Annotated in this window: 13 protein-coding genes; 6 read left to right on the forward strand and 7 right to left on the reverse strand. The window is 42.2% G+C overall.

Features of this window, described 5'->3' with window-relative positions:
• Positions 1 to 6: 6 nt before the first annotated feature.
• A complete protein-coding gene (locus AC0VZ9_RS16930) occupies positions 7 to 723 on the reverse strand; it encodes a YwaF family protein (RefSeq protein WP_475396515.1) in 717 nt (238 codons plus the stop codon).
• A gap of 156 nt (positions 724 to 879) precedes the next feature.
• On the opposite strand from AC0VZ9_RS16930, the gene AC0VZ9_RS16935 reads away from it, so the two are divergent.
• The gene (locus AC0VZ9_RS16935; RefSeq protein WP_192908845.1) at positions 880 to 1,263 is read left to right on the forward strand and encodes a hypothetical protein; all 384 of its coding nucleotides are present in this window, start codon (positions 880 to 882) and stop codon (positions 1,261 to 1,263) included.
• Between the two features lie 221 nt (positions 1,264 to 1,484).
• Here the strand turns inward: AC0VZ9_RS16935 and AC0VZ9_RS16940 are convergent, their stop codons facing one another.
• The gene (locus tag AC0VZ9_RS16940; RefSeq protein ID WP_475396516.1) at positions 1,485 to 2,327 is read right to left on the reverse strand and encodes an STAS domain-containing protein; all 843 of its coding nucleotides are present in this window, start codon (positions 2,325 to 2,327) and stop codon (positions 1,485 to 1,487) included.
• An 863-nt stretch (positions 2,328 to 3,190) separates the two neighbouring features.
• On the opposite strand from AC0VZ9_RS16940, the gene AC0VZ9_RS16945 reads away from it, so the two are divergent.
• Positions 3,191 to 3,928, forward strand: a complete 738-nt coding sequence (locus AC0VZ9_RS16945; RefSeq protein WP_372675470.1) for a YqcI/YcgG family protein — start codon at positions 3,191 to 3,193, stop codon at positions 3,926 to 3,928.
• 25 nt (positions 3,929 to 3,953) lie between these two features.
• On the opposite strand, the gene AC0VZ9_RS16950 is transcribed toward AC0VZ9_RS16945, so the two are convergent.
• From AC0VZ9_RS16950 to AC0VZ9_RS16960, 3 genes are all read right to left on the reverse strand, one after another.
• A complete protein-coding gene (locus AC0VZ9_RS16950; RefSeq protein WP_217025557.1) occupies positions 3,954 to 4,643 on the reverse strand; it encodes a YetF domain-containing protein in 690 nt (229 codons plus the stop codon).
• A gap of 187 nt (positions 4,644 to 4,830) precedes the next feature.
• Positions 4,831 to 5,283: a hypothetical protein gene (locus AC0VZ9_RS16955; RefSeq protein WP_019382342.1), complete on the reverse strand. Its 453-nt coding sequence runs from the start codon at positions 5,281 to 5,283 to the stop codon at positions 4,831 to 4,833.
• Positions 5,284 to 6,072: a hypothetical protein gene (locus tag AC0VZ9_RS16960; protein WP_251267090.1), complete on the reverse strand. Its 789-nt coding sequence runs from the start codon at positions 6,070 to 6,072 to the stop codon at positions 5,284 to 5,286.
• A 195-nt stretch (positions 6,073 to 6,267) separates the two neighbouring features.
• On the opposite strand from AC0VZ9_RS16960, the gene AC0VZ9_RS16965 reads away from it, so the two are divergent.
• The 4 genes from AC0VZ9_RS16965 to AC0VZ9_RS16980 are packed head-to-tail and all read left to right on the forward strand — an operon-like array spanning position 6,268 to position 10,904.
• Positions 6,268 to 8,394, forward strand: a complete 2,127-nt coding sequence (locus AC0VZ9_RS16965) for an MMPL family transporter (protein ID WP_251175285.1) — start codon at positions 6,268 to 6,270, stop codon at positions 8,392 to 8,394.
• A 42-nt stretch (positions 8,395 to 8,436) separates the two neighbouring features.
• Positions 8,437 to 9,108, forward strand: a complete 672-nt coding sequence (locus tag AC0VZ9_RS16970; protein ID WP_475396517.1) for a response regulator transcription factor — start codon at positions 8,437 to 8,439, stop codon at positions 9,106 to 9,108.
• On the forward strand, positions 9,105 to 10,499 hold the full coding sequence (locus AC0VZ9_RS16975) for a sensor histidine kinase (RefSeq protein WP_217025554.1): 1,395 nt from the start codon (positions 9,105 to 9,107) through the stop codon (positions 10,497 to 10,499). The genes AC0VZ9_RS16970 and AC0VZ9_RS16975 overlap by 4 nt, the downstream gene beginning before the upstream one ends.
• A 6-nt stretch (positions 10,500 to 10,505) precedes the next feature.
• The gene (locus AC0VZ9_RS16980) at positions 10,506 to 10,904 is read left to right on the forward strand and encodes a hypothetical protein (protein ID WP_475396518.1); all 399 of its coding nucleotides are present in this window, start codon (positions 10,506 to 10,508) and stop codon (positions 10,902 to 10,904) included.
• Positions 10,905 to 10,955: 51 nt separating this feature from the next.
• On the opposite strand, the gene AC0VZ9_RS16985 is transcribed toward AC0VZ9_RS16980, so the two are convergent.
• Together AC0VZ9_RS16985 and arsC are read right to left on the reverse strand one after the other, a co-directional pair.
• Positions 10,956 to 11,801, reverse strand: a complete 846-nt coding sequence (locus AC0VZ9_RS16985) for a class I SAM-dependent methyltransferase (protein WP_475396519.1) — start codon at positions 11,799 to 11,801, stop codon at positions 10,956 to 10,958.
• Between the two features lie 457 nt (positions 11,802 to 12,258).
• On the reverse strand, positions 12,259 to 12,678 hold the full coding sequence (arsC, locus tag AC0VZ9_RS16990) for an arsenate reductase (thioredoxin) (RefSeq protein WP_019382349.1): 420 nt from the start codon (positions 12,676 to 12,678) through the stop codon (positions 12,259 to 12,261).
• Positions 12,679 to 12,696: the final 18 nt, after the last annotated feature.

Raw genomic sequence — 12,696 nt, forward strand, 5'->3', positions numbered from 1 at the left:
AGGCTTTCATTTTCCGCGGACCCTTTTTTGTTCCGCTGACTGCAAGTAATGCATCGGTAAATAGGTAATAAAAAAGACTATCAGCGCAGCAGCTTCAAGTGCTGCATAGTACCAGACACCGTTCCCGAAAAACGACAGCAGGGTTTTAGTTTCTGTCGGGCTGGCCAAATAAAAGAAATTTGTACTAAGCATCATATTCAAAAAGAAGATTGGAACCGCAATGACATTGAGTGTTAAAAAGCCTTTCAGCACTGCTTTTTTTGGCACCCTGTACCCTTCAAACAAAATAAAATATAATACGGCAAGCGGAATGGCTGAATGATGAAGAAAGTATTTGATGTAGCGGTAATGAGGAAATTGGTAAACCATATCAGGTGTCACCATGCTTAAAATTGGAGGTATTGCACCAATAAAATAAAGCAGCCAAAAAGCCAATTTATCAGGCTTCAAAAACAAGTAAAGAGCAATGAAAGTGCTCAAAGAGCAAAGCTGGAGCGGCAGATCTGCCACATCCCACTGATTTGTAAGAACCAGCCATATATGATGCGTCACTTCACAAGCCAGCAAAGCACCAAACAGCGACCATTTTATGATTTTCTGATAGGCCCTAAGTGCCTGCCTGTAATACACAAGCCACCAGGCGGTAAAAAAGAAAAGAAACAGTGTAACAAGGTGCATAACCGAAAACATTTCAAATCCCTGCATACCCGATACCGAAAACATGATGTCATCCCCCCTCAATAGGCAGTGAAGTGCTGTTTGATTCATTCTATTCACAGTGAGGAAAATAAACACGGTTAATATGTGGAAAAACCGGATTTTATGCCCGCCAAATGGAAAATTATGTTAACCTTTTAGTATAAGGTGCAGGGGGATGGAATGAGTTTTAAGTCTCCTCTTTTTATCATTAACCTCATTGCTTTACTTGGTTTAATCTTTTTCCTCTGGATAGCCGGCTTCTTCGGAATCTGGAAACATGAAATAAAGGATATATCGGAAGATGCTGGGGATATTTTTGCTCAAGCCTATCCTGTTGTAAAAATAAATTTTGAAAAAACTGAGGGAAAAGTTATTTATGAGGAAGATAACAATAAGATTTATGTTTCAGAGGTATTTATCGACACATATTCAAATTATCAAGTGATTTTTAGCTCCATTGGCAGCTATAATTTCAGCGGGGCGACACTGGTTTCCGGAATTGAACACGCCAGACAAAATAAAGGAGATACAGATATACTGCAGGTGCAGCTTATCAGGGTATAACATTTGAACTATTTCCTGCGTGCTCAGGCCCTTTAAGGATACAAGGATGCGGATGACTTCAGTTTCTATATACGCTTCAGATGTTGATTCCGAAAATGAAGAGACTGTTGAGATTACTCTTTCAAACCTTTATATCAATTATTGGGCACGAAAACCCAATTTATGAAACCAAAAAATAGCAGAGTAAATTCATTTTGAATTACTCTGCTATTTTTCTATGCTCACCCATGCAGTTCTTCAAAAGCCTGATACACATTGGCTTTAACCTGAATGCCATTCAGCTTAATGCCGAGCGTGACTATCGTCTGGGCCACTTCCGGACGGATACCGGTAATAATCGTTTTAACTCCAATCAGCGAGAGTGCCTCAATTACTTTAAACAGCTGATCTGCCACCATCGTATCAACAATCATCACGCCTGAAATGTCTAAAATTAAATGCGACAGCTTCAGGTTCGCAGACTGTTTTAATGTTTCTTCCATCAGAAGCTGCGCTCTCTCTGTATCAATGTTTCCAATTAGCGGCAGGATGCCAACTCCCTTTGAAAGAGGAACGACAGGGACGGATAACTCAAGAAAAGCCTGCTTTGCATTTTCGAGTGTTACCTGATGGTATTTGACATAAGACATGCTGAAGCAATGGATGGAATGATCCAGCAGGGGATCTATAAAATAGATAACCTTAAAAACCTCTGCTGCCGGCATCTCAAGCTCCATCATAGCTTCCTCTAAAGATTTCCAGATATGTTTCCGATAATAACCCGCATCTTTTAAAGCTTCATCCAAAGGGATTCCAAGCTTAGATAAATTTCCCCCTGTTTCCTTGCACCATTTTTCTATCTTTTCCATCGTTTTATCTTTATTATCATGGTTCAGCAATGCTTCACCGAGCAATCCAATAAACTCAGCACGAATCTGAATAATCTGCGCTTCCATTTTGTCAGCCTGCATTCTCTCCATTTCCGTCATCTCGACACCGCTCATTCGATCCTTACGCAGGTTTTTGGCTATCATATCTTTCTCTCTTAAAATCTTTTCCCCTAAAAGACACATCTGTTTACTCATGTTCTCCCCCTATAGTACTTAGATTTAATCCATTAAGAATGGGGCCACTTCATCCTAAATATATCTCAATACCCGTGCGAGTTTTGGAATAAACCTCTGACTTTAAAATTATTTAAGTTAATTGAGGAAGAATGGTGAATAACTACCACTTTCGTTTTGCTTTCCCCTTTTTCGTCGTTATTCATTTCGATTAACTACCATTTTAGTTGAGCATTCCGTTTTTCGTCGTTATTCGCTCTGATTAACTACCAGTTTCCTTGAGCATTCCGCTTTTTCGTCGTTATTCGCTCTGATTAACTACCAGTTCCCTTGACCATTCCGCTTTTTCGTCGTTATTCACTCTGATTAACTACCAGTTTCCTTGAGAATTCCGCTTTTTCGTCGTTATTCTCTCTGATTAACTACCAGTTTCGTTGACCATTCCGTTTTTCGTCGTTATTCGCTCTGATTAACTACCAGTTCCCTTGACCATTCCGTTTTTCGTCGTTATTCTCTCTGATTAACTACCACTTTCGTTGACCATTCCGCTTTTTCGTCGTTATTCTCTCTGATTAAATACCAGTTCCCTTGACCATTCCGCTTTTTCGTCGTTATTCTCTCTGATTAACTACCATTTTTCCTGATCCCTGGATTTTTCGTCTTTATCGCTGTGTCCATGACTGCCACTCTCCCACCTCTCCACCCCTTTTCGTCGCCTTGTCCCCACCATGGGTACCATTTCCCAGCCCACTCTCCTATTTCTAGTCGCCATCCCCTGCAAAAACCACAACGTCACCTCCTCTGTCAGCCCATTTTCACCATGGACACTCACCTGCCTTATCCCATTTTGAATATAGTGTAGGAGTCTGAAGGGGGTGACTAAGATCAACAGTCTATATACTGCGAACTCCTCCGGCATGCATAGTTTAGAAGATTGGCAGCAGATTGCTTTTGATAGATTCCAGACAAAGATGACCGATAAAGAAAGGCCTTTCCCCTGCATACCAGCAACTATAGGGTTTGCCAAAAATCAGCTCCGTTATGGGTTTGCTGACGACCCAATGGATCCGGCCGCCATTCAGCAAACGGCAGTCATGCTGAGGGAATTCTCTCTACATTCAAGAGAGTTCGGAAGCTACACTTCGCTGATCATTTTTTACAAAACAAGGGATGATTTGAGTGTGGAGGAATATGAGCAGCTTTTTTGGGAGCAGCTCACAGAGTTATCTGAGATGGATAATGCTGAGTGGCCAAACGAAATCCCAAAGGACCCGCATGATCCACTTTGGGAGTTTTGCTTTAACGGAGAAAAGTATTTTGTCTATTGTGCCACCCCTGCGCATAAAAATCGGCAGAGCCGGCATTTTGATACGATGATGCTCGCCATCACACCGAGGTGGGTTTTGCAAGAGTTTATGAAAAAAGTACCTTTAGCATCACGAATTAAAAGTCAGGTCCGCAAACGGCTTCAAAAATATGACAGCATAGCGATACACCCTGATTTGAACAGTTATGGAGCCGATGATAACTTCGAATGGAAACAATATTTTCTGCGGGATGATGACACCACGATCTCTAAATGCCCCTTTCATCGTCTGCTGGGAACTTTCAAGAATAAATAAGGAGGACAGAAGCAGCTTCTGTTCTCTATTTGTTTTTTCTATCGATATAAAGAGTGCCATCCTGCTGGACTTGAGCAAAAAATACATCTTCGGCTGAGTGGATCTTCGCTTTTTGCAGTTCCCTGTCAAGCCAGTTGTTGTCTAATTTTAATTTAGAAAGATTTTTTGAATTGACCTTTCCATCTGCAATGACTTCTGTTGGTAAAGGAATGAGATCATTTTTTGGACTCATAATATTTAAATCATTTTTCGTAACAGGCTGTTGACTTTCCTTTTTCAAAACGGACAGATCTCCGTTTGTTTCCAGGATTGCGTAATCGACATCGTTAAGCGAAAATATGTCCTTTTGCCTTAATAATGCCTGCAGCTCATCCAGATCCACCCTCGATATCTTGAGTGCCCTTTCCATTATCCTGCCAGCTTTTATGACTATTAATGGTTCACCTGTTGTGACTGTCCTTCCCTGTTTCGACTTGAGGTCAAGCATGTCCATCAGTATGGTAAAAAGTGTCCAAACAATCAGTGATATAACTCCATCTTTGATGAGGGTACTCTCATTCACAGCAAGGTTACCGGCGATAGACCCGATTCCAATGGCTGAAGCCCAGTTGAAAAAGGTCATTTGTCCAATTTCCTTGCGTCCCATCAGTCTGGCTAATAAGAAAAGTACTAGAAACGAGATAGTTACACGAAGGATCGTCTCGTTTACCGTCATTAAAATTCCCCCTACACATTATGGGCCTGCGCCTTCAGAACAGCTGCCAGCTCCTTAAATCATTTTTCAGCCCGGGGATTATTTCGCTTCCCCCAATACGGATCATCAAAGCCTTTTTGCATATCTAATACCATTAATGCTGGTGCATTAGGAAATTGATTCATCACTCGTCCTCCAAAAAGGATATTTAATTTACTCTGGCGACTCCGTTTGCAAGATGCTCCCAGAGGATTGCCTCAACCTTTTTTCCTTCTTCCTCCTGGCAGTCAATAATAAGAATAACCTCTGACTTTACTCCTTTTAACAGGCGCTTATTTCTGGACCTTAGCTTTAAAAGAGTGAAATCAATCGCAAATCCAAGCAGAAAACCAGCAACAGCTCCAATTAGGCCCCAATAAATTGGACCCCATTCCAATATAAATCCTCTGCTGGCTCCAACAACCGAGAACATTACTGCCAGAATCATCCCTTTATTTATGAGAGATGTTCCATCCGATTGGTGAATGGTGTCAAACAACGCGGGATCCTCCGCCCGGTTATCCAATGGAACTGAGTATATGTCCTTTATTCCATGCTGCTCCAGCTTTTTAATTGCCAGTTCCAGATAGGATGAATGATCAAATGTTGCAAATACCTGCATTTACTTCACCTTAATGCCTTTCTTTACTATAAATGATTTGGATTGATAGAACTTCCTTAATAGCCTTTTCTGCTCTGAATCATATAATTTATTATTTTCAACCACATTCATATAGGAATCATAAATCGTAAAAAAGTAGAAAGAGGGCAAATACATTAACCACTGAGCATTCAATACCTGAGTGGATTTTTTAAGTTCACCCACCAAGAGGTAATGAAAGGCTTCGATAAAGTGAGAAAAGTGAACAAGTATGACGGTCATGACCAAAGTAAATAAAGCTGCAAATATTCGGTGAATGTACAATTGGCCAAGGCTTGGGATAGTCACTGACCACATGATGGCGGATAAAGGATTTCTCTTATCAAGATAATTTATTTCAAAAGGCTTTATCACTAAACGTTCCACAGCAGCAGCGTCCTTTTCATTAAGCAAATATATTTTATTCATATCCACGGTTGTCCGGTAACTATCCCAGATTGCGAATATATAAACAGGGATATACAGGTGCATATACCTGACATCCAATACTTCCTTTGCTTTTTCAATTTCACCAATAAAAGAGTAAACCATGGCCGAATTTAAATGGATCGATTGGTTTATGAACAATTCCCATATAACCAATGAAAACCCTCTTAAATATTTATTTAACAGGAGATGCCCGTAGCCTGGGAACATCACAGACCACATGGCTATAATATATGGATTCCGCAGATGGATTTGTGTTGTGCCAAAGATACTTAAATGGGAAAGCTTTGAAGCCTCTTTCTGTTTCCTGAGTACAAGAGCCATAATTCTCCTCCCAAGACAGCGAAAATCATTATGGCTATTTTCTGCAAAAAGATTTTTTTCATACTTTATCCAATATGCTTGTTAATGCTAAATCATCACCTTGTGCCTTCACCATTCAACTGTAAACAAAAGTTGATCTTAAGTTTATTTTCCTTTTGTAAGATAGGCATTGAAATAAGTTAAGGAGGCATTCATGTGAAAAAACTGCTGCATTCGATTACAGATTGGGTTTCCACCAAACGGGGGATGTGGATTACCATTATTGCCTGGCTTGTGCTGATGATTGGCTTAAGTGCAGGTCCAAAGCTTGGCGATTATAAAACAAATAATTTCCAGTCACTTCCTGATGAGGCGAAATCCATTATTGCCGAAAATAAAACCGAGGAATATTTTCCAAACAAACAAGGAACTCCGGGCATCCTGGTTTTCCATAATGAAAATGGCGAGGTTGATATCGAAGAAGCTAAACAGATATTAGAAGGGATCACGCTTGAGGACATCGATGGAATCAAGACGATTATCGATATCAGCAAGCTTCCCCCTCAAGCCTTAGGTTCTTTCATTTCTGAAGATAAGTCCACGATGATTGTGCCGATGGAGCTTGAGAACGGGCTTGGCAATGACCAGTATGCCGAAATTAACGACCTTGCTTCTGAAGCTGGCAATAACATTGCAGAGGATCTCGAGAGTACTGCATTTTATATCACTGGCCCAGCGGGTATAGCGGGAGACACGGTTAAACTTTTTGAACAGGCGGACTTTGTTCTCCTGATTGCCACCGTTCTTATCATTCTTGTTTTGCTTATAGCGATTTACCGCTCACCATTGCTTGCAGTCATACCGCTTCTGGCAACGGCGATTGTCTACCAGGTCGTAAACCAGAGTATAGCTTTGATGGGTGCTGGCGGACTTGAGGTTAATAACCAGACAACCTCGATTATGAGTATTTTGCTGTTTGCTGCTGTCATTGATTATTCATTATTTGTATTCTCCCGTTATCGGGAGGAGCTCAACCATTACGAAAACAAATATATAGCGATGAAGCATGCGATGCGCGCAACAGGCGAGCCTGTGTTCTTTGCGGGCGGAACCGTTCTTGCTGCCATGCTGGTTCTGTTCTTCGCGGATTTCCGGGATTATCAGAACTTTGCTCCTATTTTTGGAACAGCCATGTTTTTTATCATGCTCGCGTCCGTAACGCTGGTTCCTGCTTTATTCACCCTGTTCGGGCGTAAGGCTTTTTGGCCGAAAGTTCCTCAGTACGGAACGGAAACGGAAGTTAAACATAAAGTCTGGGGACCGCTTGCCAGATTCGTAGTGAACAAGCCTGGCCTCTCAGGCGGAATGGTCGGCATTTTTATGCTCATCACAGCGCTTAATATCTTTAACCTTGATTATGAATTTGATATGGTTAAAAAATTTCCGGATGACCTGCCATCCCGTGTCGGCTATGAAATAGTAGAATCCAGATTTGACAAAGGAGAACTGGCTCCTTCGACACTTCTGGTTGTCAGTAATCAAAAATTGGATGAAACAGATGCCAGTGCGATAACTGAGAAGCTGCAGGGATTTGATGAAATTGCTTCTGTCCGCCTGTCAGCACTTTCTGAAGACGGCAAGGCAGCTAAAATGAGTGTCGCTTTATCCATTAATCCCTATTCGACTGAAGCCTTAGCCTTTATGGAAAATTTGCGTGACGACACACCGGAGCTGCTGCAAGAAGCCGGTTTGGAAGCTGAATCTTACTACAGCGGGGTCACTGCGAAAATAGTGGACGAACAGGATATCAACAACGGTGATATAATAAAAATTGTTCTGCTTGAGACGGTTCTGATTCTTGCGCTGTTATTTGCGCTTACGAAATCTGTAAAGATGCCGATCTACATGATGGCAACCATTCTGCTCTCATTTGTCTCAGCTTTAGGACTGGGGATATTCCTTGTTGATGTATTATTCGGCTTTGAATCCATCAGTTCCCGTGTTCCTGTCTATTCATTCATTTTCCTTGTAGCATTGGGGATTGACTATAACATCATTCTTGTTTCAAGGTTTATCGAGGAAAGGAAGACACATAGAGTCAAGAACGCTCTTGAAATTGCCATCCGGAATACCGGAGGCGTCATTTCTTCTGCCGGCCTCATTCTGGCTGCTACATTTGCGGCCCTGATGACCATGCCGATAGCGGACTTATTCGTTTTTGGATTCATTGTTGCCATGGGAATATTGATTGATACCTTCCTTGTTAGGGGGATGCTGCTTCCAGCATTAATTCTGTTTTTCGAAAAAGACAAGGAGACTTCCCGGCAAAAAATATCGGAATAGAGAGAGGGTCCCCTCCCTATTCCTCTGTGAGGTGGCCCTGATATGAAGATACTTGTCGTAGACGATGATGTGAATATACAGAAACTCGTCACAATCCATCTAAATCGTGAAGGCTATCAAGTCCTGCGCGCAAACAATGCACAAGAAGCACTAGCACTTTTAGAAGAACAAACCGCAGATTTAGCAGTTGTCGATGTCATGATGCCTGGTATGGACGGTTTCGAACTCACCAGGCTTCTGACTAATGACTTCGGAATCCCTGTTATACTCTTAACGGCGAAGGGGCAGCTGGGTGATAAGGAACAAGGCTTCTTATCCGGATCTGAAGATTATATTGTAAAGCCGTTTGAAGTGAGGGAGCTCCTTTTCCGGGTAGCCGTGGTGTTAAGAAGGGCTGAGCGGGCAATGGAAACAGTCATCAAAGCCGGAAACCTGTTAATGGACAGAAAAAGCTTTGAAGTGGAAATCAATCAGGAGACCATCCTTTTTCCATTAAAGGAATTTGAGCTGCTGAGCTTACTTTCGGCACGAAAAAGTAAAATCACACAGCGGGCTGCATTGATCGAACAGGCTTGGGGAGCGGATTACGAGGGCAGCGAACAAACTTTAAATACCCATATCAACCGAATTCGCGATCGTTTGAAAAAATATGGCGCAACCGTTGAAATCCAGACTGTTCGCGGTATCGGTTATAAGCTTGAGGAAATAAAATGAAAACCCTATACCGGAAATTCATTGTAGCCACAATTGTGATTCTAGCCATAAGCATCGTGCTTTCCTTCATTTTAACCAATTGGGTCTATATGACTTCGACAAAGGGGAAAATCGACCGACAAAATGTTGTGATTGCAGAGGAAATTGCTCATGGCCTGGAAAATATGCATTCCTCTGGCCCTGCTTATGAAACTTACTTAAATTCCATGAGCAAGCTCGGCTATCAGCTCTATATCGTGACGGAATCGGGTGAAGGGGAATTCTTCGGGCAGCCGTTTAATAAGACCGAATTGCCTGAGGAAGCTGCCAAAGTGCTGACCGATCAGGAAGTTTATCATGGGATGGATAGTTTTGCAGGCCAATTTCTGCTGATGGGGCATTTTTCAAACGATCTTGAAAATACCGTCGGTGTCCCCTTTACCATGAACGATCAGAATTACGGGCTATTCCTTCGCCCGAATAATAAGCTTCTTTTCTCGGACATTCATATGATTTTCGCATGGTTCTTTGTCGCCATTGCCGTTGTCAGCATCACCGGAGTAATTTGGTTCGCCAAGCATCTCATTAAGCCGATAACAAAACTGACGGAAGCCACCAGGGAAATCACACGGGAGAATTTTAACTTCCCGCTGAATATTGCCCGCAGGGATGAAATCGGACAGCTGGCAGAAAGCTTCAGCCGCATGCAGGAACAGCTGCAGCACAATGACGAGGCCCGCAAGTCATTCATCAACAATGTATCTCATGACTTTCAGTCCCCTCTTATGAATATTCAAGGGTATGCAGAACTTCTGCAGACACAGAAATTGTCTGCAGAAGAACACTTCGAATATGTACAGATTATCGATCAGGAGTCGAAGCGGCTCTCCAATCTGACCAAACAGCTTTTGCTTTTGACTTCTCTTGACCAGAAATCGTATCCGATGAAGCTTTCGGATGTGAAATTGGACGATCAGATCAAGGAGACCATCCGCAGACATCAATGGCGGCTGGAAGAAAAAGAGATTGAGGTTTCCTACAAGCTTGCGCCTGTCATTTTCAAGGGAGATCCGGAGCTCTTGGTGAATATCTGGGACAACCTGCTGACGAATGCGATAAAATATAACTCTCATGGCGGAAGTATTTTAATCAGCCTGTCTCAAACTGAATCATCGATTGAAGTTGTTTTTAAAGACACCGGGACCGGAATATCCGAGGATGCGATCAGCCAGATTTTCGACCGATTTTACCGGGTGGACTCAGCAAGAAAAAAAGATGGCACAGGACTCGGGCTTTCGATTGTGAAACAGATTATTGAACTGCATACTGGGGAAATCAGGGCAGTCAGCCAGGCTGGCAAAGGAACCACCTTTACCATTACATTTTTCAGGGAGAAACATCGGGAGGAATAAAAAACTATGGAACAAAAATGGAGCATCAGATTAATAAGATTTGCAGCCATCTTTGGCATTATCGGGACCTACCTTGGATCGCATATGTCCGGGCAAATGGATTATTCTTTAAGGCCTATTCATGCCCACATCCTGCTCGTCGGATGGCTTTCCGTATTTGCATGGGGAATCTTTTATAAGGTATACCGAGTAAAATATAAAAAGCTCGTTGCCATTCACAGCATACTTGGAATGGCAGGAGCACTCGGATTGACAATCGGAATGTGGATGTACACATTAAATCCGTTTAATTTAGGGGATACCTTAGTTCTGGTCTTCTTCATCGTTGGCGGAACCTTGCTGCTGCTGGCGTTTGCACTGTTTGTGGCGATTACCTTTTTGACTGAAAAAACTTCGGAACGCTGAGTTAAAAGAGCCATGCAGTCCTCTTGGGGGCTGCATGGCTTTTTTAGTCAGCTATTCAGCTATAAAACTATATACAGATAGAGGCTTAACTTCTGTTGATTCTGCTACCGTTTTCAGCATCGAAACCTCGGATTGCAGGAGATTTGTTAATTTCTCAGGCAAATTCTTTATCCCCTTTATTTCTTCGTTAAAGTCCGTCAGCACCTTATCTATTTCCCAAAGGCCGTCCTGCAAATCAGGGGAATCTATGTTAGAATCTTTAATGATTCGCCATCCTGCTTGTTCAGCAATATCCCTCAAATCGCCAGGAGTCAGCAGGGTTCTCACATTAGAATCACTTTCTTGTTTAAAGGCTTCATATTGTGCCTGAATGAGGATCGATAATAAATGCGGATATTGTTCGATTGTGTTTATATCGGTGTTCCATTCTGCAAAACAAAGCTGCTTTCCCCATTTTTTCACCTTTTCGAGGATCCTTAAAAGCTCGGCAGAAGATTTCGTGTACCATGAACAGTGGGAGAATACGATATAATCATAGAAGTTTTCCTGAAATTCCACATTCTCAGCTAAAATATCTAAATTAAAATCTATTTTGATCTGCTTGCCGACTTTGGATTGGTTCAGGTATTCAGCCGATTCACCGAGTGAAACCGGACTCCCGTATTCAGGTGAAGCCGAATCAATCCCATGTACAAATCCCTTTTCACCAGCATAGGCAGCCAGCACCGCGGTTGTATCTCCCTGTCCGCATCCGATTTCAAGAATTTGGCTTTCAGCTTTTATACCCCAGAAATCCACAAGCTTTATGCGATGCCTCGTCTGAACCATCTGTACTTCATATGCCATTTTGCCCGCAGCCATGCAGTCAACAATAGCCTTTATTTCATTTTTATTCATGGGTTTATTTGCTCCTTCTTTTACTTCGATGCTATGACTAAGTTCCGCAAGAATGTGCTAAATTCCTCCTGCAGCTTAGGTTTTTGATCCGATTTCACCTATCTCTTAAAGAAAATAAAAAAGGACCCTAAAGGTCCTATTTCTAACAGCATCTTCCCGTATTCCCGATCATCGAAATCCCGCTTCCGTTTCCGCTTCGCTCTAAAACAAGGTCTTCGGTGTTTGGTTCAATAATAGGGTCAATTGCTACTTTGATTTCATTGATTGTGACAATAATATCATCTGCTGCCGGCTCATCCAGAGCCAGTCCTATTCTTGGCTGTCCTCAGCCATAGCCATCAAAAAAGATGCGAATGCTGCTGGCATTTTGTTCTCCAGCATTTTTCTTAATTCATCACGCGCATTGTCTGTGATTATCATGTTTGTTCCCTCCCTTGAATGTTTTTTAGTATATTATTTACTTTCCTGTTTCGGCAAATGTTTTAATGCGGCTGCCAATTTCATCACGGACACGCTGGAAAAAAGCCCATTTTTCTGCTTCTGTTCCTTCTGCTTTTGCAGGGTCATCAAATCCCCAGTGCTCCCGCTTCACATAAGGAGGTGTCATCGGGCATTTATCAGCTGCGTCTCCGCAAAGCGTTACAACCAAATCAGCATGATTCAGAATCTCAGGATCTATGATATCAGAAGTCTGATTGGAAATATCAATTCCTGCTTCTTTCATTGCTTTTACAGCGTTAGGATTCAAACCATGTGCTTCGATCCCCGCACTATAAACCTTCCATTCATCACCTAGATGCTGCTTGGCCCATCCTTCTGCCATCTGGCTGCGGCATGAGTTGCCTGTGCATAGGAAGTAGATTGTTTTTTTAGTCATGTTGAATTTCTCCTTTTA

Source organism: Cytobacillus sp. QJM3NY_8, assembly GCF_056173585.1.

Coding starts and splice junctions, on each gene's coding strand:
- AC0VZ9_RS16980 (WP_475396518.1), top strand. CDS start 10,506: ATGGAACAAAAATGGAGCATCAGATTAATAAGATTTGCAGCCATCTTT.
- arsC (WP_019382349.1), bottom strand. CDS start 12,678: ATGACTAAAAAAACAATCTACTTCCTATGCACAGGCAACTCATGCCGC.
- AC0VZ9_RS16930 (WP_475396515.1), bottom strand. CDS start 723: ATGTTTTCGGTATCGGGTATGCAGGGATTTGAAATGTTTTCGGTTATG.
- AC0VZ9_RS16950 (WP_217025557.1), bottom strand. CDS start 4,643: ATGACGGTAAACGAGACGATCCTTCGTGTAACTATCTCGTTTCTAGTA.
- AC0VZ9_RS16940 (WP_475396516.1), bottom strand. CDS start 2,327: ATGAGTAAACAGATGTGTCTTTTAGGGGAAAAGATTTTAAGAGAGAAA.
- AC0VZ9_RS16960 (WP_251267090.1), bottom strand. CDS start 6,072: ATGGCTCTTGTACTCAGGAAACAGAAAGAGGCTTCAAAGCTTTCCCAT.
- AC0VZ9_RS16970 (WP_475396517.1), top strand. CDS start 8,437: ATGAAGATACTTGTCGTAGACGATGATGTGAATATACAGAAACTCGTC.
- AC0VZ9_RS16975 (WP_217025554.1), top strand. CDS start 9,105: ATGAAAACCCTATACCGGAAATTCATTGTAGCCACAATTGTGATTCTA.
- AC0VZ9_RS16935 (WP_192908845.1), top strand. CDS start 880: ATGAGTTTTAAGTCTCCTCTTTTTATCATTAACCTCATTGCTTTACTT.
- AC0VZ9_RS16955 (WP_019382342.1), bottom strand. CDS start 5,283: ATGCAGGTATTTGCAACATTTGATCATTCATCCTATCTGGAACTGGCA.
- AC0VZ9_RS16985 (WP_475396519.1), bottom strand. CDS start 11,801: ATGAATAAAAATGAAATAAAGGCTATTGTTGACTGCATGGCTGCGGGC.